The following is a 24,420-nucleotide window of genomic DNA, read 5'->3' on the forward strand; positions in this document are numbered from 1 at the left end:
CGCCCTGGTGCGCGTCAGCCGGCCGCGGCGAAGTCGGTGGAGGCGGCGACGTCGGTGACGACGTCGAGCAGGGCGTGCAGCGCGGCGGAGTCGTTGCCCTCGAGCCAGACCATCTCGGTGGAGACGACCTCGCCGGCGATCGGCACGAAGACCACCCCGGAGCGGCGCAGGCTGCGCGCCGACCGGGCGAGGCGCGTGATGCCGACTCCGGCGGCGACCAGGCCGAGCAGTGCTTGCACGCTCGCGTCGCGGTGGACCACGTCGGGGGTGAACCCGGCGGTCCGGAAGGAACTGTCGAACGCCTCGTGCCACGGTTCCCAGGAGCTGCGCGGGGTCAGCACCCACCGTTCGCCGGCCAGCTCGGCGAGCGTCACCTCGGCCCGGTCGGCGAGCGGATGGCCTTCGGGCAGGACCGCGCACACCGGTTCGATCACCAGCGTCCGGGATTCCAGATCGGACACGAGCGGCGGTCGCGTGAACGCGACGTCGTAGCGTCCTTTTCGCACCCCTTCGACCAGCGGGGCGATCGTCGTCTCCTCGGTGGTCAGCCGGAGCTCGGGGAGCCGTTGCCGGACCGCGCGCACCACCGGCGGCAGCAGGTAGTTCGTGGTGGTCGCGAGGAAAGCGAGGCACAGGCGGCCGACTTCGCCGCGCGTGGCGCGGGCGACGAGATCGAACGCTTCGTCCGCCCGGGCGAGCACCGCGCGCGCCTCGGGCAGGAACAGCGTGCCGATCGCGGTCAGGCTCGTGCCGCGGGTGTCGCGGTCGAAGAGCTTCGCGCCCAGCATGCGTTCCAGCGAGGTGATCTGCTGCGACAGCGACTGCTGGCTGATCAGCAGCTGCTCGGCCGCCCGCGTGTAGCTGGACTCCTCGGCGACGGCGACGAAGTACCTCAGCTGCCGAAGATCAGGGGTCACAGGAAAAGCCTACAACCACGACAGGCAACCGGTGTTGGACGACGCCACGCTCCCGGGACGACCATCGACCTTGTTGGACACCAAGGGAAAGGCATGGGAATGACGAACGAAACACCGGGCCGCGTCTGGCTGATCTCGGGCTGCTCGAGCGGCTTCGGCCGCGAGCTCGTGCGGGCCGCGCTGGCCGCCGGTGACCGGGTGATGGCCACCGCGCGCCGCCCGGAGACCCTCGCCGACCTCGCGGAGGCCGGAGGTGACCGGGTCAGCACCGCGGCGATGGACGTCACGGACCCGGCCTCGATCCGCGCCGCGGTCGACGCGACGCTCGCCGTGTTCGGCCGGATCGACGTGCTGGTCAACAACGCCGGCTTCAGCGTGCTGGGCGCCATCGAGGAAACCTCGGCCGAGTACCTGCGCGCCATGTTCGACGTCAACTTCTTCGGTGCGGTGGAGCTGACGCAGGCCGTCCTGCCGGTGCTGCGCGAGCAGGGCAGCGGCACGATCGTGGTGATGAGCTCCCTCGGCGGCGTGATGACGTTCCCGGGTCTCGGCGGGTACAACGCGACCAAGCACGCGCTCGAGGCGCTGGGCGAGGCGCTGTCACTCGAGCTGACGCCGCTGGGGATCCGGGTCGTGGTGGTGGAGCCGGGGATGTTCCGCACCAACTTCAGCACCAGTCTGCAGTGGACACCCGAGAACCCCGCCTACCACGCGACCTCGGGCGAACTGCGGCAGATGGTCAAGAACGTCGTGGGCCAGGAACCGAACGATCCGGCCAAGGGCGCCGCGGCGATCGTCAAGGTCCTCGAGTCCGAGAACCCACCGCTGCACTTCCTCCTCGGCGAAGACGCGGTCGACGGCCTGCGCCAGCACCACGAGGCCCTGCTGGCCGACGTCACCACGTGGGAGTCGCTCAGCCGGTCGACCACGATTTCCTGACCCGTGGACAGCGCGGACGGACTTCACGTTCCGCGGTGAACCCGAGACGGCCCCCGTCGCTCGAAGGTCCTCCCTTGCCGGGAGGTCGTCGGCCGGCGGGGGCCTTCTTTTCGGATCAGACGCCTGTTCCAGTCCGGATTCACCGGATCACCATCCGTAATACCCGCAGTTCAGAGCCGGTGCCTGCGCCCTTGTCAGACCGATGAGTCGACTCTTGTGCGACCCGGGGCACTGGTCTAACCTCTGCGGATGCAGTCTTCAGACCAGTCCGAGCGGACCGCCCTGCCGCAGCGGCGGTACCTGCGCGTGGCTCAGGCCCTTCTGAGCGAGATCCAGCAGGGGGGCTGGACCGCCGGGGCCCGGCTTCCGTCGGACCGTGAGCTCGCCACCAAGTTCGAGGTGTCGCGGGCGAGCGTGCGCGAGGCTTTGTTCGCGCTGGAGCTCAGCGGCGCCATCGTGGCGCGGCACGGCGACGGCACCTACGTGGCCGACCTGAGCCGGGGGCTGTTCAAGCGCTCCGGAAACGAGATCGGCTCGACGCCCGAGCACGTCATCGCCGCCCGGCTGGTGGTCGAGCCGCCACTTTCCCGCCTTCTCGCGGCGAGTCCGGGTGATCTCGACCTGGACAAGGTGCAGCACGAGCTCGACCTGGCCGCCCGCTTGATCGACGAGCCGGCGCAGCTACCCGACTTCGTCAACCACTCCATGGCCTTCCACGCCGACCTGGCCGCGATGTGCCCCAACCACATCCTCAGCCACTTCGCGCTGGAGCTGGTCGAGATCGACCGGCAGCCCCTGTGGGTCCTGATCAACCAGATCGTGCTGCAGGACCGCGGAAACCGCCTCAAGCTGATCAACGATCACCAGCGCATCCTCGACGCGATTCGCAGCGACGGTCCTCGCGGTGCCGAGGATGCCATGCGGGATCACTTGCGGCTCAACAAGGAACAGCTCTTCCCCGGGCAGGTTGGGGTCGAGTGGCCAGGTCTGGCGACCGAATCCGGAAGAGGAACGAATGACTGACAGTGTCACCGTCACGGGAAAGTACGTCCAGGTCACCTACGATCCCGCGAACCCGCCGGCGGACGGCCTGCTGCTGAGTGCGGCCAACGTCCCCGAGATCCAGAACTGCCTCGGTGTGGTGACGATCCCGGCAGGATCGCCGAGGACGGACACCATTGCGCACGCGACTTCCGAGGTCATGTACGTGGCCCAGGGGACCGGGCAACTGCACACGGACCAAGGTGTCATCGATTTCGAGCGAGGCCAGGCGATCTTCATCCCGGCGGCTTCGTGGCACGCACTGGAGAACACCGGCGGCGAGGACCTCGTTTCCGTGTTCTCCTTCCCCTCTCCTTCGCGGCCGTCAACACGCGCCAAAAGGGTGTCTTGAGGGCTCGGATCACCCACACTCGAACGTAGGAAGTGCAATCATGGCATTCGATGCGAAAGCCGCCATGGGCAGAAAACCCAGGTCACTTGGTGAAATCATCGATGACATGGGGCTCACCCGAACCCATTACCTGGCGCTCACCCTCGTGGTGCTGGGCGGCCTCTTCGAGGTCTTCGAGCAGCTCATTCTCTCCGCGCTCGGCCCCTCTCTCCAAAAAGATCTCGGCATCGACGCCTCCGCTTTGGCCTTGCTTTCGACGGTGAGCCTCATCGCGATCGTGATCGGCGGCATCGTCGGCGGAGTGGTCGCGGACCTGCTGGGCCGCAGGAGCCTGCTGGCCGTCAGCCTGGGGATCTACTGCCTGGGCTCGGTGCTTTCGGCCCTGGCGCCGAACGCGACGATTCTCGGGGTCACCCGGGTCGTGACCGGCCTCGGGGTCGGCGGTGAGATCGCCGTCGGGCTCACCTACCTGTCCGAGCTCACGCCGACCAAGGTCCGGGGCGTGTTCGTCTCCCTGTTCAACACCATCTCCGCGGGCGTCGGCCTGTTTCTCGCCTACGCCTACACGTTGCTGGTGATCGGCCCGTTCGCCTCGTGGGTCGGCGCCGGCGCCGACGACTGGCGGTGGGCCTTCGGCCTGCTGGGCCTTCCCGCGATCTTGATCTTCTTCTTCAGGCGGTACCTGCCCGAGACACCCGCGTACCTCTTGAGCCGCGGCAAGATCCGGGAAGCGAACGAGGCACTGACGCGGCTGGCGACCGGCAAGCTGCGCCTGCGGGGCGGCGAAGTCCACTCCTACGTCGACAGCCAGACCGCTGCCGTTTCCGAGAGCGCGCAGGGCGACGGGCCCGCGTCCCAGGCGTTGAAGAGCGTGCTCACCAAGCCGCTTCGCCGGCGCACCGTCGCCTTGGGAATCGCGGCGTTCCTGGCGTGGGGCGCGGAGTTCAGCGTGGTGCTGCTGATGCCCATCATGCTGGTCGACCGGGGCTATTCGGTGCAGGGCAGCGTGACCTTCACGATGCTGCAGAACCTGGGCGGTCTCCTCGGCTGCGCGATCGCCTCCTACGGCGGGTTCGCCATTTCGAGGCGGACCGTGGTCTGTGTGGGTGCGGTGTGCGGTGCCGTGGCCGTGCTCGCCTTCGCCATCTTCGCGCAAGGCGACGGGCTCATCCTGACGCTGGGTTTCGTGTTCCAGATCTTCGTGCTCCTGGTCAACACCACCATCTGGACGTGGGCGCCGGAGCTCTTCCCGACGCGGGTCCGCAGTTTCGGCACGGCTGTCGTCGTCAACACCGGATTCGTCGGCGGCGCGCTTCTGCCGCTGGTCGCCAGCTCGCTGCTGCAGGGGGTCGGCGAGTTCTGGGTGTTCGCCATCGTGGCGGTGATGTACCTGGGGCTGGCGCTGGCGGCGCTGTTCGTTCCGGAAACCCATCGGGTGCCCCTCGAGGTCCTGCACGGATCCGCCAAGTAGAACGAAAACTTCGTGAGTGAGGATTTGCGGTCGATGCGAGAAATTCCGAGCAATCTCAGCCGGGACCTGGTCGGCTACGGCAAGGACGTGCCGGCTGTCCGGTGGCCCGGCGACGCCAAGGTGGCGGTCAACCTCGTGGTGAACTACGAGGAGGGTTCCGAATACTCCCACGAGATGGGAGACGGTGAGAACGACAGTCTCGCCGAAGTGGACTACGCCTTCCCGGCTCATCTGCGGGACCTGGCGAAGGAATCGATGTACGAGTACGGCAGCCGCGTCGGCGTGTGGCGCCTGCTCCGCCTCTTCGACGAGTACGACGTCAAAGCCACGTTCTTCGGCTGCGCAGTGGCCTTCGAACGCAACCCCGAGGTCGCGTCGGCGGCCCGCGAAGCCGGCCACGACCTGCTCGGGCACGGGTGGCGCTGGGAAGAGCACTGGCGCTTGTCGCGCGAGGAAGAGGCCGACCGGATCAAGAAAGCCGTCGCCTCCTTCACCCAGACGTGGGGTGAAGCGCCCAGCGGCTGGTACTGCCGCTACGGCCCCTCGATCAACACGCGCGAGCTGGTCGTGGAGCACGGCGGATTCCTGTACGACTCGGACGCCTACAACGACGACCTGCCCTACTACGTCGACGTGAACGGAGTCCGGCAGCTCGTCGTCCCGTATTCGCTGACCTACAACGACATCCAGGGCACCCGGTCACCGAGCCTGTTCCTCGACTACCTCAAGCGCGGCTTCGACGAACTGTGGCTCGAAGGCTCGAAGGGCCGGCCCAAGATGATGTCCATCGGCCTCCACCCCCGCCTGGTGGGTCAGGCGGCACGCACCGGGGCGCTGCGGGAGTTCATCGAATACGCCCAGGCCAAGGGCGGCGTCTGGTTCGCCCGCCGGGCCGACATCGCCCGCTGGTGGAACGAGCACTCGGAGGAGTTCGTCCAGGGGTGAGGCCCGGACGGCTGGCGGACCGGGCCTGAGGACAGATCCCGCCGCCCGCGCTCAGGCTGCTCTGTCCCGCCTGTGACCTTCCCGCGCCGCCCCCGGTTTCCCGGTCCGAACCGGAGGGTATCCGGACGGCGCTCGGCCACCGCTGAGGAGTCCCCACCGGCCACCCTGGCCGGTGGGGCACATTTCCCCCGGGTACCAGGAGGTTCCATGCGTCTGCCCCATCCTCGCGGTCCGGCGAGTGCCGCGGTCGTCACCCGGCTCGGGTCCGAGCCGGACGACGCGGCGGCCAGTGCGGTACCGGCCGGCGCCGGCGGGCCGGTGTGCCACGACGAAGACCTGCAGCTCACCCTGTGGATCTGTTACGAGCTGAGCTACCGCGGTTTCGACGACGTCGACGCCGCCTGGGAACACGCTCCCTTCGTCACGGGCATGCGACGGCAGCTGGAACGCAGATGGGTGGCCGGTCTGCACGAGCTCGTGCCGCCCACCCCGGTGCGGCCGGACGCGGTGGCGCAGGCGTTGGCCGACCTGGTGCGGGCGGACGAAGGGCCACCCGTGGCGAAGTTCCTGCAGCGGCGCGCTTCCGAGGAGCAGTTCCGGGAGTTCGTGGCGCAGCGCTCGGTCTACCACCTCAAGGAGGCCGATCCGCACAGCTGGGCCATTCCCCGGCTTTCCGGCGCGGCCAAGGCGGCACTGGTCGAGATCCAGGCCGACGAATACGGGCAGGGCCGGCTCGCCCGGATGCACTCGGAGCTCTTCCGGGGCACCCTGCGCTCGCTGGGGCTGGACGACGGCTACGGCCACTACGTCGACCGCGTCCCGGCGGTGACGCTCGCGGTCAGCAACCTCATGTCCCTGTTCGGGTTTCACCGCCGCTGGCTGGGCGCGGCGCTCGGGCACCTGGCCGCGTTCGAGATGACGTCGTCGTTGCCGAATCGCCGCTACGGCAACGGACTGCGCCGGCTGGGTGGCGATGCCGCCGCCACGCGGTTCTACGACGAACACGTCGAGGCCGACGCCGTCCACGAGCAGATCGCCGCGCACGATCTGTGCGGCACGTTCGCCCGTGAGAACCCGTCGGCCGCGGGCGATGTCCTCTTCGGAGCGGCGTGCGCGCTGGCGGTGGAAGGGGAGTTCGGCCGGATGCTGCTCACGCAATGGGACGAAGGACGCTCGTCCCTGCGCCCGGCGCCGGGGTCAGCGCCCGGCGGCCGCGCGGAAGCCCCGCACCTTGTGAGTGCCGTCGCAGAACGGTTTGACGGCCGAGAGCCCGCACCGGCACAACGCGACCGTGCCCCGGCCGGGGTCGATGACCTCGCCGTCCGGTGAGCGGAGCTCGAAGGCACCGCGGACCAGCAGCGGCCCGTCTTCGTACGGGGTGATGGTCACGGTTTCAGTGACGTCGTCGTTCACCGGCCCCGGGTACCCCGCCCGCGCCCAGCTCAAGCCGACTCGCCGGCGACCGCCGCGGCCGCCGGACGATTCCCGGGTTTCCGCCGGCCGAACCGGGGTTATCCGGGAGGCGTGCGCATCGTGATCACCGGCGCGACCGGGAACCTCGGCACGGCGTCGGCGTGATGGAGACCGCCGACGCGATCGTGGTCGGGGCGGGGCACAACGGGCTCGTCGCGGCGAACCTGCTCGCCGACGCCGGCTGGGACGTCCTGGTGTTCGAAGCCACGGACGCCCCGGGCGGGGCCGTGCGCACCGCGGAGGTGACGTCGCCGGGTTTCCGCAACGACCTGTGCAGTGCCTTCTTCCCGATGGCCGCCGCGTCGCCGATCCTGCGTGGCCTCGGCCTGGAGGAACACGGGCTGCGCTGGCGGCACGCGCCCGACGTGCTCGCGCACGTCCTGCCGGACAACCGATGCGTGGTGCTCTCGCGCGACGTGGACCGCACGGCCCGGTCGGTGGCTCGGTTCGCGCCCGCCGACGGGGACGCGTGGCGGGAGCTGTTCACCCAGTGGCAAGGGCTGCGTGACCCACTGCTGGACGCGCTGTTCACGCCGTTCCCTCCGGTGCGGCCCGCCGTGAAGCTGCTGCGGCGCGCCGGTACCGCCGACGCGCTGCGGCTGGCGCGGATGCTGACGTTGCCCGCACGGCGGTTCGGGCAGGAACGGTTCGCCGGCGAAGGCGCGCGGCTGCTGCTGGCGGGCAACGCCGCGCACAGCGACCTGTCCGTGGACAACGCGGGCAGCGCGGTGTTCGGCTGGCTGCTGACGATGCTCGCCCAGGACGTCGGGTTTCCCGTGCCCGAAGGCGGAGCGGGCGAGCTGGTGGCGGCATTGCTGCGCAGGCTGGGTGGACGCGGAGCCCTCCACTGTGAACACGGGGTGACCGAGATCCTGGTGGCCGGCGGCCGCGCGGTGGGGGTGCGCTGCGCCGACGGGACTGTGGTCCGCGCGCGCCGGGCGGTGCTGGCCGATGTGCCGGCGCCCGCGTTGTACGGGCAGCTCGTGGCGCCGGAGTGGCTGCCGGCCCGCCTGCTGCGGGATCTCGAGGCGTTCGAGTGGGACAGCGCGACGGTGAAGGTCGACTGGGCCTTGAGCGGCCCGGTCCCGTGGACCGCGCCGGACGCCGCGGGCGCCGGCACCGTCCACCTGGGCTGCGACGAGGACGGTCTCGCGACGTTCGGCGCGGAGCTGGGCCGGGGCCGGGTGCCGCGCCGGCCGTTCCTGCTGCTCGGCCAGATGACCACCGCGGATCCCACGCGTTCGCCGGCCGGGACCGAAGCCGTGTGGGCGTACACCCATGTGCCGCGTGGGTCCGTGGCGACCGCGTCGGCGTCGGCCCGCCGAGCCGACGCGATCGAAGACACGATCGAGCGGCAGGCGCCGGGCTTCCGCGACCGGATCGTCGGCCGCTGCGTGCAGGGCCCGGCCGAGCTCGCCGGTCACGACCCGAGCCTCGTGGGTGGCGCGGTGAACGGTGGTACCACGGCGCTCCACCAGCAGCTGTTCTTCCGGCCCGTCCCGGGTCTCGGCCGCGCGGACACGCCGGTCGACCGCCTCTACCTCGCCGGTGCCTCGGCCCACCCCGGCGGCGCGGTCCACGGTGGACCGGGTGCCAACGCCGCTCGCGCCGCCCTGGCGCGCGACGGCGTACTCGGTGGGGGATACGCGGCACTGATCCGCACGGCCCATCGCGCGGTGTACGGCTGATGAAGCGGACGGCGCGGCGGTGGCGTCGCTACGGCCGGACCCGCGCCCGCTCTCGGCCCTCGACCACATCGGCCAAACGGGCCAGGGATTCCTGGTTGCGCGGCCGCAGCACCAGCGCCTGCACCGCCTCGGGGAGCAGCTTGCCGGGTCCGCGCAGCGCCCGCTCGGACATCCTGACCAGAGTCTGTCCATCTTGGACGGACAACGTCACTTCGACCTCGGCTGTGCCGAACGGCCACGCCTGGGCTTCGAGCTTCACGGATTCACCCGGTCGCACGGCGAGAACCACCGTGCTGTCCTGAACTTGCGCCGGCCAGGCGCCGACGCTGTGGTGCAGGCGGCTGCCGACCGCCGGCCACGTCGCGTCGACGTCGCGGATGTGCGAACTGCCGACGACCCAGCCGGCGTAGGACCACCCGTCGGCGAGGACGGCGAACACCGCCGCAGGCGAAGCCCGGACGAGGCGGGTCACTTCGATCATCGTTCTCTCCTCGGGTTGTCCCCATCGCTGCCGACGTTCCGCACCCCGGGTACCCGCGGCCGGGGAAGGTAACCGCCGCCGGCGAGATCCTGGTGTGCGAAAAACCTCTGCGACCTGGAGAAGTTTGGTTCCCGCCCGAGGGGGTATCGCGGTCGGAGCGGCTCCCGCCGGTCATGCAGCTGGTCGGCGGGAGCCGTTTTCCTGCCACCGCGTCACTCCGGTGCGCCGAGGATCCGGGTGAGGCTTTTTTCGGTGTCGGCGCCGACCTTTTCGAACACGACCTTGGCGAGTGGCGCCGCGAGCTTGGCGGCACCGTGGAACTCGATCGTGGCGTGGTAGGTGATCGTGGTGCCCGCGCCGTCGGCGGCGAGGCCGATGTCGTCGGTGGAAGTCGCGGTGTCGTTGCGGCCGACGAACACCACCCGGCCGGGTTCGAGCCACGTCAGCTCGTACGTCAGCTCCGTCTTGACGCCCGCGATCTTCGAGACGTTGCGCCATCGGGACCCGACCTCGACCGGCCCGCGGCCGAGCGGGTCGCACGAGACGGTCCCCGGATCCCACTCTTCGGCGTTGGCGAAGTCCTTCAGGTAGTCCTGTACCTCGGCCGGCGCGGCGGCGACGGCGAACTTGCGGGTCACCTCGACCATGGATCGTCTCCTTTGCTGCCGAACTCGTCGGCCGGTGCTTCGGCCGGCTGGGCTCTTCGCGGAATCGAGCCTCGGGTACCCCGCCCCGGACCGCCCAACCGGCCCGCGGTCGTCCACCCGCCCGCCGCGCGGCGGTGCCACCCAGCGCCACGGTGCGGTTGTCCGGGACGTACCGCGCGGCTATGGTGGTCTTCACGTGGTGGAACACAGAGCCACGTCATGGTTTTCGTCTGGCCCGGCCCCGCCTCTCGGTTGCCTCGGATCCGAGCGCGGGGAGCTCAGATGGCTCGCTCCTTCAAAAATATCGACACCAGCGGACGTTCGTCGTTGGCGGTGGAAACCCGCCATCCCCGGCCCGGCCAGGCACTGGTGATGGTGGGCGGCGAAGTCGACTTGGCCACGGCGCCGCGGCTGGCCGACGAGGTGAACGCTCTGTGCCGGACGCCGCACCACAGCGTGGTCGTCGACTTGAGCGGGGTGAACTTCCTGTCGGTGCGGGGAATCGCGGTGCTGCTCAGTCTGCAACGGCACTGCCGGGAGGCTTCGACCGAGCTGTCGCTGATTTTCTCCCCCGCCGTCCGGCGGATCTTGGAACGGCTGGACTCGTCCGAGTTCTTCGCCACGAGCGAGCTGCTCCGGCCCGCTCCGATGCGGACCGGCCCTTCCTGCCGGGCGTGAGCCCGCGCCGTCACCTCACCTCAGCCCGGGCAGGCGGCAAAGTCGCTCGCCACCGCGCACCAGGACTGACGCCGGCGGCGATCACCAGGGGCGAGGCCGGTTCCGGACGGTCTCGCTCCACGTTTTGCTTCAGAGAGCCGCAACGGGCAGCGTCAGGTGCGAACCCTCGCACGAGATCGTGTAGTGGCACGGCTCCGGGTTGCGCGCGAAGCGTGGGTGGGCCCCGCCGGAGATCTGCAGGCGCAGGCGCCGGCCGGGCGCGAAGCGGTGGGCGCAGGTGCCGAGCGAGAGGGTGACTGGGGCGTCGGTGGTGGTGAGGCGGGTGAAGACCTCGGTGACGTTCCACGAGCGGCCGCGTTCGTCCACTTCGCACAGTCGCACGAACACGTCGGGCGTGGTGCCGGTGGTGATCCGCAGGTGCACCGACGGCGCGCCCAGGACTTCGAGCGGTGTGTCCAGCGGAGCGGAGGTGAAGGTGACCACGTCGTCGCGGGCTTCGAGCGCGCTGTTGTCCTGGCGGCCGGCCTTGGCGGACATGTGGCGCCCGCCCACCGACGGTGTCGGGTCCGCCGGGTCGTAGGTGAACTCGACGGTGCCCGAGTTGCTTTCGGCGCCGAGGCCGCCGGTCGAGGTCAGGCCCAGCACGCGTTGCTCGGTCTTGGGTGGCCACGACGGCATCGACCGCCACTGTCCGGCGCCGGTCACGTGGATCCGCACGGGCGCGGGCCGCCGCGACGGAGCACCGGCGAGGTGCTCGTCGAACCAGGCCAGGGCCTCGGGGTCGGTGACGCGCGAGGATTTGAAGGCCGTGTCCAGGTGTGTCCACGGGCCGATCGTGAGGGCGACGTCGGCGTCGAGGCGGCGGTACTGCTCCAGCGTCTGGTCCACGAACACGTCGTGCCAGCCGCCGATGAGCAGGACGGGGATCCGCGTCGCGGTGAGCGCCGCCGAGGCGTCGTAGCCCGTCCAAAAAGGATCTTCGAGGTCGGGGTGGGCGAGCCAGTCGGTGAACCACGGGTGGTCGGGGCCCAGGGCCTTCACCGCGGCGGCTTCCGGCGTCGGCTCGCGCAGCGCGGCGTCGACGCGGCGGCGCGCGGCGAGCATCGCGCGCGGTCCCCGGGCCTGCACGGTGGTGCTCCAGCCGAGGAAGTCGGCCAGGGCCACGGAACCGGTGCCGCGGATGGCGCGGGCGAAGTCGTGCGGCCCGACGAGGACGACGGCCGCCCGCAGCTCAGGTGGCGGGTCCTGCAGCAGCGCCCACTGCGTCCAGCCGAGGTAGGAACCGCCGAGGGTCGCGAGCCGGCCGGTGAACCACGCCTGCTCGCGCAGCCACGCGACCGCGTCCTGGCTGTCGGCCGTCTCCTGCGCGATGGGCCGGAACGCGCCGGTGGACCCGCCCGTCCCGCGGACGCTCTGCACCACGACCTGGTACCCGCGCTCGGCGAACGCGCGGCCGTGGAACAGGCTTTCGGGCAGGCCGCGGCCGTACGGCGAGCGGATGAGCACGGTGCCGTGCGCCTCGCCGACGGGCAGGTAGAGGTCGGTGAGCAGCTGCGCCCCGTCGCGGGTGAGCACGGGTACCGCCCGCTCGACCGTGTAGCGCCGGCCACCCTTGGGCAGGCCGAACGCCGTCCGGTGGACGGCGCCGATCGCTCGGGCGAGCACGCCGGCAGGCCGGGGCTGGGCCATGGTTCCTCCTGGTGGTTCACATCAGCCGGCGTAGGGCGAGACCACTTCGGGCTCGTGGGACGGTTCCTTCGACTTGCCGGGGTGGAGCGCCACCGCCCCACCCCAGAATGCTGCGTGGCATCCGGTGAGGACACCCCGGCGTCGCCGAACGGGACCCATCCGCACCTCCGTGAAAAACCCGGTATCGGAATAGCTATTCCGGATCATAGCATGATGGCGTACCAGGTCATTCGGCGGAAGCGGCACCGGGAACACGGTCTTGAGGAGACAACCATGAGCGCAGGAGCGCGCAATGTCGTGCTCGTCCACGGGGGGTTCGTGGACGGTTCGGGCTGGGCGCAGGTCCACGATCTGCTCGTCCGCGACGGCTACTCGGTGAGCGTCGTGCAGAACCCGACGCTGTCGCTGGAGGGCGACGCCGCGGCGACCCGGATGATCCTCGATCAGCAGGACGGCCCGACTGTCCTGGTCGGACACTCCTACGGCGGCGCGGTGATCAGTGAGGCGGGTACTCACGACAACGTGGCGGCGTTGGCTTATATCGCCGCGTTCGCGCCGGACAAGGGGGAGTCGGTGAACACGCTGATCGCCGACCCGCCTCCGGGGGCGCCGGTGCCGCCGATTCTTCCGCCGCAGAACGGATTTCTGTTCCTGGACAAGGAGAAGTTCCACGAGTCGTTCTCGGGTGACCTCACGCCGGAGCGCGCGCGGTTCCTGGCCGACTCGCAGGTGCCGTGGGGTGTGGACGCTCTCGCGGGCGCGGTGAGTCAGCCGGCGTGGCGGGTGAAGCCGAGCTGGTATCTGGTGGCGACGGAGGACCGGATGATTCCGCCACCCGCGCAGCACGCGATGGCGGAGCGGGCCGGGGCGACGGTGACGGAGGTGGCGGCGAGTCACTCGTTGTTCGAGTCTCAAGCGGCCGCGGTGGTCGAGGTGATCAAGACGGCGGCGGCCTGACCCGGGATTCCGCCGGGGCGCGGCCGCGCCCTAGCCGTCGCCCGAGATCCGCCGGCGCCGGCCACGCTCCAGTGCGGAGATCTGCCGGTCGGTGAGCCCGGGTTCGGGCAGTGGCGTGGGGGTGTCGCGGGCGGGCTGGAGGCTGTCCATCAGGAAGCCGATCATCCGGCGGTACAGGCGGGGGTGGGCCGCGCCGCCGAACTCGACGGACGTCTGCACGGCCATCGACATCAGCAGCAGGTCGCCGGCCACGAGGTCGTCGCGCACGCGACCGGACTCGCGCGCCCGCTGCACGAGCCGGCCGAGGTGCTTGCCGGTGCGGTTGTGGGTGTCCTCGACCAGCTTCGCCAGCCGGTGCGGCGTGCGGGGCCGCGACCAGCCGAGCGACTCGCTGTAGGAGCCGCTGAGCAGCTCCCGGAACCCCTTGTCGGGAGCGAGGGTGGTGACCGACTTCTCCAGGAATCCGGCGATGCCCGCCCACGGGTCCGGGTCGAGGCTCGCGTCGATCGCCTGGTTCTCGGCGAGCTCGAACAGCGGCGCGTAGACGTCGTGGATCAGGTCGTCCTTCGTCGGGAACGTGCGGTACACCGTGGCCACGCCGACCCCGGCTGCCTTGGCGACGTCGGCGAGGGTGGCGCTGCAGCCGTGCTCCGCGAAGACCTCGGCGGCGGCGTCCAGGACCCGTGCGAGGTTCGCCTTCGCGTCCCGCCGCGACGGTCCCGGTCGCGGGGTCCTCGGTTCGGCTGCGCGCGGCTCGGTCACCTACCGGATTTTACCGGGCTGTCCTGCGGCTTCGCGGTCTGACGAGCTGAGCGGCACGATCGTCGGCGCCGGCCATCCGCGCCGGGTCGACACCGTGCTCGTCGCCGGCCGCGTGGTCAAAAGCGACGGTCACCTCGTGGACCTCCCGTTGCCGGCCCTGCGGTCCCGGCTGCTCGAGTCCCGCCGCCGCATCGCCGAAGCGGCGGGCGTCCCCCGACCGCACCTGGCTGCCGAGGACCGAACAGGCGTAGCCATCTCCGCGTCGGCTTCACACGTTTGCGTGAAAGGGGACCGATTGCGCCGAGATGTGCTGCGTCGGCGCAGGTCAGGGTGGTTGCCTCGGGGGACAGGGCGGGGTGAGGAGTGTCGATGGGGCGAGGTCGAGGCGCGCTGGTGCCGGCTGTGTCCATGGGGTTGGCCGCGCTGCTGGGCGTGCTCGGTGCGCAGCCGGCCGGCGCGGCCGGGTCGGCGTACGCGACCTGGGACCTGCGGTCCGGCGAGGGTCCGGTGACGGTGCCGGTGGCGGGTTTCCCGGCCGGCGCCTTCTCGACCGACGCGACCTCCGCGACCGCGACGAGCGGCGGGACCACGTACCTGGCGGCGGACACGCCGTTCGGACAGGTCTTCGGCAGCTCGCGCGGGCGGCCCTACGCGGTGATCCGGCCCGCCGCGGGCAGCGCGCCGTCGACGACCACGATCAGCTTCGCCCGCCCGGCCCCGGCGTCGAGCTGGGGGTTCGCCCTAGGTGACGTCGATGCCGACACCGTCCAGGTCAGCGCGACCGGCGCGGACGGCAGCCGCGTCGACGTCGCGTCGCTCGGTTATCAGGGCGCCTTCAACTACTGCGGCGGCACGCCCAAGCCGGCGTCGTGCGGCAGCGGGAGCGCCGGCGACCGGCCGACGTGGGACCCGGGCACCGCGACGCTGCGCGGCAACGGCCCCGACACCGAGGGCGCGAGCGGCTGGTTCCGCCCGACCGCGGCGATCTCCTCGCTGACCCTGCGCATGACGGTGCTGACGGGCCGGCCCGTCTACCAGGTCTGGCTCGCCGCCCTCACCCGCACGGTGAGCGGCACCCTGGCCGGCGCGTGCGACGGCCGGCCCGCCACGAGCACGGTGCGCCTGCTGACCGGCAGCGGCGCGGTCCTCGCGGAAACCACCTCCGAGCCCGACGGCAGCTACGCCTTCGCCTCTGTCGCAGCGGGTCACTACCAGGTCCAGGTCGTGCCGGCGGAAGGCTTCACCGTGGACGGCCCCGCCACCACCCCGGCCGACACGACCTCCGCCGACGCCCCCGACGTCGACTTCGCCCTCACCTGCCGGCCGAAACCACCGACGACGACGCCACCATCGCCGACGTCGACCACATCGCCACCCCCGACCGATGTGTCCACCACCGAGCCGACCTCCGCCCAGCCCACGACGACAAGCAGCGGCATCGTCGTCCCGCCCGCGACCCGCACCACCCCGAACGGCCCACTCGCCACCACCGGCACCTCGGCCGGTCAATGGCTCGGCGCCGGCCTCCTCCTCGTGGCCGTGGGAACAGGCCTGCTCATCCTCACCGCTCGCCGGCGCCGCACCCGCTGACCGCGCGAGGCTGGGCCACCCGACCGATCGGCCGAGTCGCCGAACACCTCAACATCCACATCGGACCGTACGACCGCGACCGCACCGACCGGCCACAATTCGGCGGCCTGCGCGAGGCTGCCGATCGGCGTGGAGCTGTGCCCGACGAAATCTTTCCCCACAGCCAAGCATTTTTCACCGCCCGGCTGCACGCGAGCCCAGGATGCGGGCGGTTTTGTTCTCCCGCCGGCTGGACGGGGCTGGACACGGCCGCGACCGCGACGAGAATGGAAGGCGGTCCGGTACGGGAGGCTGACGATGAAGCGTGCGATCCGGGCATTGACCCGAGCGGTCACCGGCTACGGCTGGGTGCTCGCACCTCCGTCCGCGCCGCTCGACTTCGGGTTCGTCATACCCGTGCCGCGGTCGGCCGCGGCCGATGAGCCGAGCGTGCCGCTGTCGCGCCGTGAGCGTGAGATGTTCCGGCGGATCGTGCACGACTTCGCCGCGTCCGAGTGACTGTCCACAGTGGCCCTCGCGGTCAGGCCAGGCCGCCGAGGACTTCGAAGGTGCGGGCCTGGTCTTCGGGACCGCCGAGATCGGTCTGCGTGAACACCACTTCGGTCGCTCCGGCGTCGAAGTAACTGCGCACCCCGGCGGCGATGGCCGATTCGTCCCCGATGACGGCGAGCTCACCCGCGTGCTGCGCGCCCGCCAGAGACACGACGCGCTGGTAGGAGGGGATCTGGTCGTAGAACGCCATGTCCCGCAACGCTTTTTCCCGGACTTCACCGGCGTTCGCCGTGACCGTGCCCGCCACGAAGGCGACGATCCGCGGTGCGGGGCGGCCGGCCTCCTCGGCCGCCTGGGCGATGGCGGGGACGATGTTCTCGCCGAGCACGCGCGGTGAGGCCAGGTAGGGGAGTGTGCCGTCGGCGAGTTCGCCGGTGACCCGCAAGGCTTTCGGCCCCATCGCGGCGACGAGCACCGGCACCGTCGGCTGCGCGCCGGGCACGGTGACCGGCAGGATCGGCGCGACGGTGAGCCGGTCGCCGTGGAAGTCGGCGGTGCCGGTGTCCAGCAACGCCCTCAGCGAGGTCAGGAACTCGCGCAGCAGCGCGACGGGCCGCTCGAACGGCAGCCCGAACGTCTTCTCGACGATGAACCGGGCGCCGAGCGCGAGCCCGAGGTGGAAGTGCCCGTGGGTCGCGGCCTGCGCGGTTTGCGCCTGGGACGACACGAGCACGGGGTGGCGGCCGAACACGGGGATCGCGGACGTGCCCACGTGCAGCCCCGGGAGCTCGCGTCCCAGGACGGTGGCGAGGGTGGCGGCGTCGTAGTCAAGACGCTGGCCCACCCACGCGGAGCGGATTCCGGCCGCGGCGGCCGCGCGGGCCTGTTCGACGACGGCGTCGACGTAGTTGGCGACTCCGGTGGTCGTGTTGAGCGAGACTCCGATGGTCATGCCGGGAACAACCCGTGCACCGGCCGAAGCATTTCTTTGTACGGCCGGATCTCGTCTGATGGGAGGATTTCCGCGCTCGTCCGGCGCCGTTGACCGGTGCGAGAAACGGTCATTAGAGTTCGCGGCGAGCGGCATCCCGAACCGGCGGCAAACCCGGCCGGAGGATGCCCGAATCGTGAGGACGCATTCTTTCCCGCCGCGGGAATTCCCGCCGACATTCGCGTGATCCGGCCGCGAGACACGACGTCGTGTTCCGCCGTGCCTTCGACGAGCTAGGAGTACCCGACCGTGAGACCGTCTCTTCACCGGCGCCGGACCAGTCGAGTGGCCCTCGCCGCACTGGCGGCAGCCACTGCCTTGACGCTCAGCGCCTGTGGGGAAGGCGGCGCCACGAGCACCGCGAGCGGACCGCCCCACAGCGGTGGCACGTTGACCTTCGCGGTGGGCTCGGACGCCGGTTGCGTGGATCCGCAACAGGTCAGCAGCAACGACACGATCTATTCGCTGCGCCAGATCGTCGATTCGCTGACCGACCAAGATCCCGCGACCGGCAAGATCGTGCCGTGGCTGGCGCAGAGCTGGGACATCAGCCCGGACGCGACCACGTTCACCTTCCACCTTCGCCCCGGCGTGACCTTCAGCGACGGCTCGCCGCTGACCGCGCAGGTGGTCAAGGACAACTTCGACGCGGTGCCGAAACTGGGCGCCCTCGGGGTGCTGGCCGAGGGCTATCTGAGCGGGGTCCAGGCCACCACGGTGGTCGATCCGAGCACCGTCCGCGTGCAGTTCAGCCGGCCCAATGCCCAGTTCCTGCAGGCGACCTCCACGTTCTCGCTCGGGATCGAATCCTCGGCGAGCGCGAAGAAACGGCCGCAGGACAAGTGCAGCCAGGGCGTGATCGGGTCCGGTCCGTTCGTGCTGAAGCAGCACGTGGCGAACCAGTCGATCACGCTGGCCAAGCGCACGGGCTACGACTGGGGTTCCTCGCTCTGGCGCAAGAAGGGCGAGGCCTACCTCGATCAGGTCGTGTTCAAGGTGGTGCCGGAGGCCGGGGTGCGCCAGGGCAGCCTGCAGTCCGGTCAGGTCGACGCGATCGGCAGCGTCGGCAAGGCCGACGAGGCCGCGCTGAAGGCGGCCGGTGTCACGTTGCTGGCGAGGGCGAATCCCGGCGCGGTGTTCAACCTCGGTCTGAACAATTCCCGTCCGGCACTGCGGGACGAGCGGGTGCGCCAGGCACTGCAGGTCGCGGTCGACCGGGAGCAGATCGTCGACACCGTGTTCCCGACCGGGACCCGGCCGGCGACCAGCGTCCTGTCGCACACGACACCCGACTACGCCGACCAAGGCCCGGCGCTGGCGTTCGACGCAGCGAAAGCCAAGGCGCTGCTGGACTCCGCCGGCTGGACGCCCGGCGGCGACGGCATCCGGCAGCGCAACGGCGCCCGGCTCAGCCTGAACCTGGTGTGGTTCGCCAACGCGGCCACCAACCAGCCCGCGCTCGAGCTGGTGCAGCAGCAGCTGAAGGCCGTCGGCGTCGACGTCGTGCTCAAGCAGCTGCCGATCGCGCAGCTCGCGCAGGCGCAGACCGCCGGTGACTTCGATCTGTTGTGGGGCAACCTGACGCGCGCGGATCCCGACATCCTGCGCGGCCAGTACTCGACGCAGCTGGCCAATGTCTACCGCATCCCCGCGCCCGGAATCGACGAGTTGCTGACGCGGCAGGCGGCGACGACCGACGCCGCTCAGCGCAAGGCGGTTGTCGCGCAGGCGCAGCAGGAGGTCGTGCGCAACGCCTACGTCATCCCCGTCGTGGAACTGCAGACGGAGCTCGGCGTCGCGCCGAAGGTGCACGACCTCGACTTCGAGGCCTCCAGCCGGATCCAGCTGCACGACACGTGGCTGAGCTAGCCGGCCCCCGGCCCAGGAGGTGAAAACGCCATGCGTCGCTACGTGATCCGCCGCATTGCCCAGGCGGTGGGCGTGCTGTGGGCGGCCTACACGATCTCGTTCCTCGTGCTGGACTTCCTGCCCGGCGACCCGGTGTCGGCGATGGCGGGCGCCGGCACGGACTCGGGGCCGGTCGACCCCGCGCAGCTCGCCCGCCTGCGTCACGAGTACGGGTTCGACAAACCCGTGATCCTGCAATACCTCGACTACCTCGGCAGGGCGGTGCGGGGCGACTTCGGCGACTCGATCTCCACCGGCCGACCGGTCACGGCCACGCTCGCCGACGCGTTGCCGCAGACGCTTGCTCTCGCCGGGGCGGCGCTGCTGCTGGCCGTCGTCTTCGGTGGGGGACTGGCGGTGCTGGCCACCTACACCACGCAGCGGTGGCTGCGTCAGCTGCTGTTGTCCCTGCCGCCGCTGGGGGTGTCGGTGCCGACGTTCTGGATCGGGCTGATGTTCGTGGAGCTCTTTTCCTTCCGCCTGCAGTTGTTCCCGGCCTTCGGCGGCGAGGGGGTGCGCGGGCTGGTGCTGCCGGCCGTGGCGCTGGCGGTCCCGACGGGCGCGATCGTGGCCCAGGTGCTCGCCAAGAGCCTCTTGACCGCGCTGGACGAGGCGTACGTGGAGACAGCGAGGGCGAAAGGCGCCGGGCGTGCGCGGATCCACTGGGGACACGCCCTGCGCAACGCCTCGCTGCCCGCGTTGACCGTCGTCGGTCTGCTGGCCGGGCAGCTGATGGCGAACTCGGTGGTGATCGAGACGGTGTTCTCGCGCGACGGGCTGGGCCGCGTGACCGCGGGCGCCGTGACGGTGCAGGACATCCCGCTGGTCCAGGGAGTGGTGGTGTTCGGGTCTTTGGTCTTCGTGGTGGTGAACCTCGTCGTCGACCTCGTCTACCCGCTGCTGGACCCGCGGATCGTGGTCGCGACCGGGAGACGGGTGGGTGTCGCGTGAGCCAGGGACTTGTCGACGACGTCGCGGCCGGAGCGGTTCTCGGCCCCGACCCGGCCGACGCCGGGGGGACGCCGGGAAAGCGCCGTGGAGTGGCGCGGTTCCTCCTGCGGCGCCCGGGCCTGGTGGCCTCGGTCGTCGTGGTGGTCCTCGTGGTGCTGGCCGCGTTCTGGCCGGATCTGTTCACCTCGCGGGATCCGCTGCGCGGCACGCCGGCGCAGCTGTTCCAGGCCCCGGGCGGCGCGCACTGGTTCGGCACCGACGAGCTCGGCCGCGATGTGTTCACGCGTGTTGTGCACGGCGCGCAGCTTTCCTTGCAGGCCACGCTGATCGCGCTGGCCGTCGCGTTCGTGGCGGGCGGGCTGCTCGGGCTGGTCGCCGGGTTCGTCGGGCGCTGGGTCGAAGACGTGCTGATGCGGTTCGTCGACGTGCTGCTCTCGATCCCGGCCCTGTTCCTGTCGCTCGCGCTGGTCACCGCGCTGGGCTACGGCACGGTGAAGGTCGCGATCGCCGTCGGCATCGCGAGCGTCGCGGGGTTCGCCCGGGTGATGCGCGCCGAGGTGCTCAGGGCGCGCCAGGCCGTGTTCGTCGAGGCGGCCCGCTCGTGCGGTGTGCGGTGGTACTCGGTGCTGCTGCGCCACGTGCTGCCCAACGCGATCGGCCCGGTGGTCGTGCTGGCGACCGTCGAGATCGGCACGGCGATCCTGGCCGTGTCCTCGCTGAGTTTCCTGGGCTACGGAGCGCCGCCGCCGGCGCCGGAATGGGGCACGTTGATCTCCGACGGACGCAACTACCTGGCCAACGCGTGGTGGCTCACCGCGCTGCCGGGCCTGACGATCGCGGTGACCGTGCTGGCCACCAACCGGATCGCCCGGGCCCTGGACGGCGAATGGGCGCGACAGCGATGACCGGGGCCGAACCGCTGCTGCGGGTGCGTGACCTGTCGGTGTCTTACCGCACGCGAGGCGGGCAGGTGAGTGCGGTGCGTGGAGTCGACCTCGACGTCGGCGCCGGCGAGGTCGTCGCGGTGGTCGGGGAATCCGGCTCCGGCAAGAGCACCACCGCACACGCGATCATCCGGCTCCTCGCGGCGAACGGCCACCTCGACACGGGCACGGTCCGGTTCGGCCGGCACGAGCTCACCGCGTTGTCCGAGCGGGAACTGCGGACGGTCCGCGGCGCGCAGATCGGGCTCGTGCCCCAGGACCCGACCGTGTCGCTCAACCCGGTCAAACGCATCGGCGAGCAGGTCGCCGAGGTGCTGCGGATCCACCGCCTGGCGAGCCGGCGCGCCGCGTGGCCGGCCGCGATCGAGGTCCTGGACCGGGCCGGCCTGCCGGACGCGGCCACCCGCGCGCGCCAGTACCCCCACGAGCTGTCCGGCGGCATGCGGCAACGCGCCCTGATCGCGGTGGCCATCGCCGCGAACCCGCGGCTGATCATCGCCGATGAGCCGACCAGCGCGCTCGACGTGACCGTGCAGCGGGTCATCCTCGACCACCTGCAGCGGCTGACGGAGGAGTCGGGCACCTCGGTGCTGCTGGTCACCCACGACCTCGGCGTCGCGGCCGACCGGGCCGACCGGATCGTGGTGATGTCCGAAGGCCGGGTCGTCGAGACCGGCCCCGCGGCCGGCCTGCTGGCCGACCCGCAGCACGAGTACACGCGGCGGCTGCTGGCCAGCGCGCCGAGCCTGACCACGGCTCACCCTCGGGTCTCGGCGCCGGCGCCGATCGGCTCCGCCGCGCTGGTCGAAGTCCGCAACGCCGTCAAGGAGTTCCGGCTGCCGCGCGTCTCGGGCCCGGCTCGGACGTTGCGTGCGGTCGACGACGTCAGCTTCACCCTCCACCGCGGCCGGACGCTCGCCCTCGTCGGCGAATCCGGCTCCGGCAAGTCGACCACCGCGCGCCTGGTGCTGCGCCTGACCGACCCGACCGCCGGCGAGATCCGCTTCGACGGCACCGACGTCACCACCGCCCGCGGCGCCGAGGTGCGGCAGCTGCGCCGCCGCGCCCAGCTGATCTACCAGAACCCGTACGCCTCACTCGATCCGCGGTTCTCGGTCGGCGAGGTGATCACGGAACCGTTGCGCGCCTTCGGCCTGGGGGACCGCGCCTCCCGCCTCGCGCGCGCCCGCGACCTCCTCGACCGCGTCGCGCTCCCCGCGGCCACGCTCACCCGCCGCCCGGCCGAACTGTCCGGCGGGCAACGCCAGCGCGTCGCCATTGCGCGGGCCCTCGCGCTGTCCCCGGACCTGGTGGTGTGCGACGAACCCGTCTCGGCGCTCGACGTCTCCGTCCAGGCCCAGGTTCTCGACCTGCTGGCCGAACTCCAAGCCGACACCGGCCTCGCGTACCTGTTCATCTCCCACGACCTCGCCGTCGTCCGCCAGATCGCCCACGACGTCGCCGTGATGCGCCAGGGCCGGATCGTGGAAACCGGCACCACCGACGCTCTGTTCACCAACCCGGGCCACGAGTACACCCGCGAACTCCTCGCCGCGATCCCGGGCAACCGGCACCCCGACGGGCCTCGACCGCGCGACGTTCTCGGTGCGTTCGACCCGACAGCGTGAGTACGCAGTCGAACACAGCACTGCTGTCGCCCGAGTCCGCGGCCTCGGTGAACCATTGATCTTGCCGTTCTGTTGAAAACCGTTCGACGGCCGACACCGATATGGAGGAGAACTCCGCGAGTACACTGAGGACCGTCAGATCTGGTGGTGCAGCGACGTTTCCAGGGCTTCCGAAGCGACAACGGGAGACAACTCGTGGAAGACCAATGTGCTCGACCGGCACCACCGTCGCACGCTGGTCACGTCGATCGACAGCTCGGCGCCCGGTCCCGGCTCGAGGCGATGCGCAGCGCCGAACGACTGGCGCAGTCCGGCTGACCGGAATACCACCTGAGGGTTATGGCCACGGCCGCTCTCGCGGAACAGGGTGGGTGCCCGGGGTCCCGAAAACCGGCCCCGCCCATTTTGCGAGAGGACGATTCGAGTGACGCACGACGTCGGCGCGCCAGCGCGAACGGACCTGGTCATCACGGCGGGCGCGATCGCGACGATGGACGCGACCCGCCGGATCATCCGCGACGGCGCGGTGGCCGTCACCGGCAACCGGATCGTCGCGGTCGGCAAACGCGACGAGATCCTCGCCGCCCACGCGCCCGCGAAGCTGATCGACCGGCCGGGCGGCCTGCTCACACCCGGCCTGATCGACTGCCACCACCACCCGGCGGGCGCGTTCCTGATCAGCGGTGTCGTCGACGAGCAGCTGCAGGTGAACCGCCTGAAGGAACGCGTCATCCCGCACGAGGACCAGCTGACCGAGGACGAGGCCTACACCGCGGCCTCGGCGAGCTTCGCCGAGCTGATCCGCCACGGCACCACCTGCTTCGCCGACGGCGCCGGGCCGCGCACCGCCGCCACGGCGCGGGCCGCGCTCGACATCGGCATCCGCGGGGTGCTCGCGGCGAAGTCCGGTGACCAGGCCGGGCCGTTCGGCGGAAGCGTCCCGACCGCCGAGGAATGCCTGGCCGAGGCCGACGACATCCACGACCGGTTCCACGGCGCCGGCGACGGCCGCCTGAAAGTCTGGTACGACCTCGACATCCCGCCGGCCGTCAGTGATCGGCTGCTCGAGGGCGTCGTCAAGCGGGCGAACGAACGCGACACCGGCATCCTCGGTCACTTCATCGGCGCCCAGACGGATGCGAGCCGCAACCCGGATCTCGAGCGGTACGAACGGTTCGGCGTGCTCGACCAGCGGCTGCTCCTGGCCCACATCGCGTGGCTGCCCGAAAGCGACATCGAGTTGCTGCGGGCCGCGAATGTGTCCGTCGCCCACTCGCCGTCCGCCAGCCTCACCGGCGGCAACGGCTGGGTCACCCACGGCGTGATCCCGGAGCTCGTGGCCGCCGGCGTGAACGTCACGCTCGGCACGGACGGCGCGGCGATCAGCCGGTTCCTGGACCTGGTGCGAGTGATGTACGCGGCGGCCGCCGCGCACAAGGACGTGCGCCGCGACCCCCTGATCATGGGTGCGCACTCGGTGTTCGAAATGGCGACGGTCAACGCCGCCGACGCGCTGGGCTGGTCCGCCGAGATCGGCTCGATCGCGCCCGGCTGCGCCGCCGACCTCGTGGTCTTCGACGCCACCAGCCTGTCCTGGTCCCCGAACCGGCTGGCCAACCCGATCGCCGACCTCGTCTACTCGGGCAGCGGCACCGACGCCGAGACGGTCGTGATCGACGGCCGCGTGGTGCTGGAGGACAAGCAGCTCAAGACCGTCGACGTCGAGCAGCTCAAGCGGGACGTGGACCGGGCCGCCGACACGGCGCTGGGCCGCCTCGGCCTCCGGGCGGCGCCCCGGTGGCCAGTGGAGTGATGTGCAGGGCGGGAAATAACACCTGAGGGGTATGGCGATTCGGAGGTTCCCGGCGCGAAACTG

22 protein-coding genes and 1 pseudogene are annotated in these 24,420 nt (G+C 71.0%); 16 read left to right on the forward strand and 7 right to left on the reverse strand.

The features are described 5' to 3' along the window. Positions 1 to 14: 14 nt before the first annotated feature. Positions 15 to 917 carry a LysR family transcriptional regulator gene (locus AB0878_RS20140; RefSeq protein WP_366581753.1) on the reverse strand — a complete coding sequence of 301 codons (903 nt, stop codon included), beginning with the start codon at positions 915 to 917 and terminating at the stop codon, positions 15 to 17. 99 nt (positions 918 to 1,016) lie between these two features. Between AB0878_RS20140 and AB0878_RS20145 the strand changes: the two genes are divergently transcribed. The 6 genes from AB0878_RS20145 (at position 1,017) to AB0878_RS20170 (ending at position 6,994) form a co-directional block, all read left to right on the forward strand. Then, positions 1,017 to 1,856, forward strand: a complete 840-nt coding sequence (locus tag AB0878_RS20145; RefSeq protein WP_366581754.1) for an oxidoreductase — start codon at positions 1,017 to 1,019, stop codon at positions 1,854 to 1,856. Positions 1,857 to 2,105: 249 nt separating this feature from the next. Beyond that, positions 2,106 to 2,879, forward strand: coding sequence for a GntR family transcriptional regulator (locus tag AB0878_RS20150; RefSeq protein ID WP_366581755.1), 774 nt, complete (start codon positions 2,106 to 2,108; stop codon positions 2,877 to 2,879). Further along, complete coding sequence (locus tag AB0878_RS20155; protein ID WP_366581756.1) at positions 2,872 to 3,249, forward strand: cupin domain-containing protein; 378 nt, start codon at positions 2,872 to 2,874, stop codon at positions 3,247 to 3,249. Before AB0878_RS20150 ends, AB0878_RS20155 begins: the two co-directional genes overlap by 8 nt. Positions 3,250 to 3,355: 106 nt before the next feature. Beyond that, a complete protein-coding gene (locus tag AB0878_RS20160; RefSeq protein WP_366581757.1) occupies positions 3,356 to 4,720 on the forward strand; it encodes an MFS transporter in 1,365 nt (454 codons plus the stop codon). A 33-nt stretch (positions 4,721 to 4,753) separates the two neighbouring features. Next, positions 4,754 to 5,665 (forward strand): polysaccharide deacetylase family protein, encoded by a 912-nt coding sequence (locus AB0878_RS20165; RefSeq protein ID WP_366581758.1) that lies wholly within the window; start codon positions 4,754 to 4,756, stop codon positions 5,663 to 5,665. Between the two features lie 207 nt (positions 5,666 to 5,872). Further along, on the forward strand, positions 5,873 to 6,994 hold the full coding sequence (locus tag AB0878_RS20170) for an iron-containing redox enzyme family protein (protein WP_366581759.1): 1,122 nt from the start codon (positions 5,873 to 5,875) through the stop codon (positions 6,992 to 6,994). Here AB0878_RS20170 and AB0878_RS20175 read toward each other — a convergent pair. Next, a pseudogene (locus AB0878_RS20175) lies at positions 6,956 to 7,078 on the reverse strand (hypothetical protein); the annotation flags it as partial. The gene AB0878_RS20170 and the pseudogene AB0878_RS20175 sit on opposite strands and share 39 nt — an antisense overlap. Before the next feature lie 164 nt (positions 7,079 to 7,242). Here AB0878_RS20175 and AB0878_RS20180 point away from each other — a divergent pair. Further along, positions 7,243 to 8,826 (forward strand): NAD(P)/FAD-dependent oxidoreductase, encoded by a 1,584-nt coding sequence (locus AB0878_RS20180; protein ID WP_366581923.1) that lies wholly within the window; start codon positions 7,243 to 7,245, stop codon positions 8,824 to 8,826. Positions 8,827 to 8,854: 28 nt separating this feature from the next. On the opposite strand, the gene AB0878_RS20185 is transcribed toward AB0878_RS20180, so the two are convergent. Continuing rightward, entirely contained in the window at positions 8,855 to 9,307 is a 453-nt protein-coding gene (locus tag AB0878_RS20185) for an SRPBCC family protein (RefSeq protein WP_366581760.1), read from the reverse strand. 212 nt (positions 9,308 to 9,519) lie between these two features. Further along, positions 9,520 to 9,954 carry an SRPBCC family protein gene (locus AB0878_RS20190; RefSeq protein ID WP_366581761.1) on the reverse strand — a complete coding sequence of 145 codons (435 nt, stop codon included), beginning with the start codon at positions 9,952 to 9,954 and terminating at the stop codon, positions 9,520 to 9,522. Between the two features lie 282 nt (positions 9,955 to 10,236). Here AB0878_RS20190 and AB0878_RS20195 point away from each other — a divergent pair, with 282 nt between their 5' ends. Continuing rightward, positions 10,237 to 10,632 carry an STAS domain-containing protein gene (locus AB0878_RS20195; RefSeq protein ID WP_366581762.1) on the forward strand — a complete coding sequence of 132 codons (396 nt, stop codon included), beginning with the start codon at positions 10,237 to 10,239 and terminating at the stop codon, positions 10,630 to 10,632. 129 nt (positions 10,633 to 10,761) lie between these two features. Here AB0878_RS20195 and AB0878_RS20200 read toward each other — a convergent pair whose 3' ends face one another. Continuing rightward, the gene (locus AB0878_RS20200) at positions 10,762 to 12,321 is read right to left on the reverse strand and encodes a CocE/NonD family hydrolase (RefSeq protein WP_366581763.1); all 1,560 of its coding nucleotides are present in this window, start codon (positions 12,319 to 12,321) and stop codon (positions 10,762 to 10,764) included. A 273-nt stretch (positions 12,322 to 12,594) separates the two neighbouring features. On the opposite strand from AB0878_RS20200, the gene AB0878_RS20205 reads away from it, so the two are divergent. Next, positions 12,595 to 13,278: an alpha/beta hydrolase gene (locus AB0878_RS20205; RefSeq protein WP_366581764.1), complete on the forward strand. Its 684-nt coding sequence runs from the start codon at positions 12,595 to 12,597 to the stop codon at positions 13,276 to 13,278. A 30-nt stretch (positions 13,279 to 13,308) separates the two neighbouring features. Here AB0878_RS20205 and AB0878_RS20210 read toward each other — a convergent pair whose 3' ends face one another. Next, on the reverse strand, positions 13,309 to 14,040 hold the full coding sequence (locus AB0878_RS20210; protein ID WP_366581765.1) for a helix-turn-helix domain-containing protein: 732 nt from the start codon (positions 14,038 to 14,040) through the stop codon (positions 13,309 to 13,311). A gap of 369 nt (positions 14,041 to 14,409) precedes the next feature. Between AB0878_RS20210 and AB0878_RS20215 the strand changes: the two genes are divergently transcribed. Both AB0878_RS20215 and AB0878_RS20220 read left to right on the forward strand, forming a co-directional pair. Then, complete coding sequence (locus AB0878_RS20215) at positions 14,410 to 15,630, forward strand: SdrD B-like domain-containing protein (RefSeq protein WP_366581766.1); 1,221 nt, start codon at positions 14,410 to 14,412, stop codon at positions 15,628 to 15,630. A 297-nt stretch (positions 15,631 to 15,927) separates the two neighbouring features. Then, the gene (locus AB0878_RS20220) at positions 15,928 to 16,128 is read left to right on the forward strand and encodes a hypothetical protein (protein WP_366581767.1); all 201 of its coding nucleotides are present in this window, start codon (positions 15,928 to 15,930) and stop codon (positions 16,126 to 16,128) included. A gap of 22 nt (positions 16,129 to 16,150) precedes the next feature. On the opposite strand, the gene AB0878_RS20225 is transcribed toward AB0878_RS20220, so the two are convergent. Next, positions 16,151 to 17,074: a TIGR03564 family F420-dependent LLM class oxidoreductase gene (locus tag AB0878_RS20225; protein ID WP_366581768.1), complete on the reverse strand. Its 924-nt coding sequence runs from the start codon at positions 17,072 to 17,074 to the stop codon at positions 16,151 to 16,153. Positions 17,075 to 17,503: 429 nt separating this feature from the next. Between AB0878_RS20225 and AB0878_RS20230 the strand changes: the two genes are divergently transcribed. The 5 genes from AB0878_RS20230 (at position 17,504) to AB0878_RS20250 (ending at position 24,357) form a co-directional block, all read left to right on the forward strand. Then, complete coding sequence (locus AB0878_RS20230; RefSeq protein WP_366581769.1) at positions 17,504 to 18,982, forward strand: ABC transporter substrate-binding protein; 1,479 nt, start codon at positions 17,504 to 17,506, stop codon at positions 18,980 to 18,982. Positions 18,983 to 19,012: 30 nt separating this feature from the next. Further along, the gene (locus AB0878_RS20235) at positions 19,013 to 19,972 is read left to right on the forward strand and encodes an ABC transporter permease (RefSeq protein WP_366581770.1); all 960 of its coding nucleotides are present in this window, start codon (positions 19,013 to 19,015) and stop codon (positions 19,970 to 19,972) included. Positions 19,973 to 20,061: 89 nt separating this feature from the next. Beyond that, positions 20,062 to 20,877, forward strand: a complete 816-nt coding sequence (locus AB0878_RS20240) for an ABC transporter permease (RefSeq protein WP_366581924.1) — start codon at positions 20,062 to 20,064, stop codon at positions 20,875 to 20,877. After that, positions 20,859 to 22,544, forward strand: a complete 1,686-nt coding sequence (locus tag AB0878_RS20245) for an ABC transporter ATP-binding protein (protein ID WP_366581771.1) — start codon at positions 20,859 to 20,861, stop codon at positions 22,542 to 22,544. The genes AB0878_RS20240 and AB0878_RS20245 overlap by 19 nt, the downstream gene beginning before the upstream one ends. Before the next feature lie 424 nt (positions 22,545 to 22,968). Then, positions 22,969 to 24,357: an amidohydrolase family protein gene (locus tag AB0878_RS20250; protein WP_366581772.1), complete on the forward strand. Its 1,389-nt coding sequence runs from the start codon at positions 22,969 to 22,971 to the stop codon at positions 24,355 to 24,357. The last annotated feature ends 63 nt before the right edge of the window (positions 24,358 to 24,420 follow it).

Origin of the sequence: Amycolatopsis sp. NPDC047767, assembly GCF_040704195.1 — a bacterium.
Lineage (GTDB): Bacteria > Actinomycetota > Actinomycetes > Mycobacteriales > Pseudonocardiaceae > Amycolatopsis.

Bases quoted from the DNA above. Each gene is read 5' to 3' on its own strand.
- AB0878_RS20145 (WP_366581754.1), top strand. From the start codon at position 1,017: ATGACGAACGAAACACCGGGCCGCGTCTGGCTGATCTCGGGCTGCTCG.
- AB0878_RS20150 (WP_366581755.1), top strand. From the start codon at position 2,106: ATGCAGTCTTCAGACCAGTCCGAGCGGACCGCCCTGCCGCAGCGGCGG.
- AB0878_RS20155 (WP_366581756.1), top strand. From the start codon at position 2,872: ATGACTGACAGTGTCACCGTCACGGGAAAGTACGTCCAGGTCACCTAC.
- AB0878_RS20160 (WP_366581757.1), top strand. From the start codon at position 3,356: ATGGGGCTCACCCGAACCCATTACCTGGCGCTCACCCTCGTGGTGCTG.
- AB0878_RS20165 (WP_366581758.1), top strand. From the start codon at position 4,754: ATGCGAGAAATTCCGAGCAATCTCAGCCGGGACCTGGTCGGCTACGGC.
- AB0878_RS20170 (WP_366581759.1), top strand. From the start codon at position 5,873: ATGCGTCTGCCCCATCCTCGCGGTCCGGCGAGTGCCGCGGTCGTCACC.
- AB0878_RS20180 (WP_366581923.1), top strand. From the start codon at position 7,243: ATGGAGACCGCCGACGCGATCGTGGTCGGGGCGGGGCACAACGGGCTC.
- AB0878_RS20185 (WP_366581760.1), bottom strand. From the start codon at position 9,307: ATGATCGAAGTGACCCGCCTCGTCCGGGCTTCGCCTGCGGCGGTGTTC.
- AB0878_RS20190 (WP_366581761.1), bottom strand. From the start codon at position 9,954: ATGGTCGAGGTGACCCGCAAGTTCGCCGTCGCCGCCGCGCCGGCCGAG.
- AB0878_RS20195 (WP_366581762.1), top strand. From the start codon at position 10,237: ATGGCTCGCTCCTTCAAAAATATCGACACCAGCGGACGTTCGTCGTTG.
- AB0878_RS20200 (WP_366581763.1), bottom strand. From the start codon at position 12,321: ATGGCCCAGCCCCGGCCTGCCGGCGTGCTCGCCCGAGCGATCGGCGCC.
- AB0878_RS20205 (WP_366581764.1), top strand. From the start codon at position 12,595: ATGAGCGCAGGAGCGCGCAATGTCGTGCTCGTCCACGGGGGGTTCGTG.
- AB0878_RS20215 (WP_366581766.1), top strand. From the start codon at position 14,410: ATGGGGCGAGGTCGAGGCGCGCTGGTGCCGGCTGTGTCCATGGGGTTG.
- AB0878_RS20220 (WP_366581767.1), top strand. From the start codon at position 15,928: ATGAAGCGTGCGATCCGGGCATTGACCCGAGCGGTCACCGGCTACGGC.
- AB0878_RS20225 (WP_366581768.1), bottom strand. From the start codon at position 17,074: ATGACCATCGGAGTCTCGCTCAACACGACCACCGGAGTCGCCAACTAC.
- AB0878_RS20235 (WP_366581770.1), top strand. From the start codon at position 19,013: ATGCGTCGCTACGTGATCCGCCGCATTGCCCAGGCGGTGGGCGTGCTG.
- AB0878_RS20245 (WP_366581771.1), top strand. From the start codon at position 20,859: ATGGGCGCGACAGCGATGACCGGGGCCGAACCGCTGCTGCGGGTGCGT.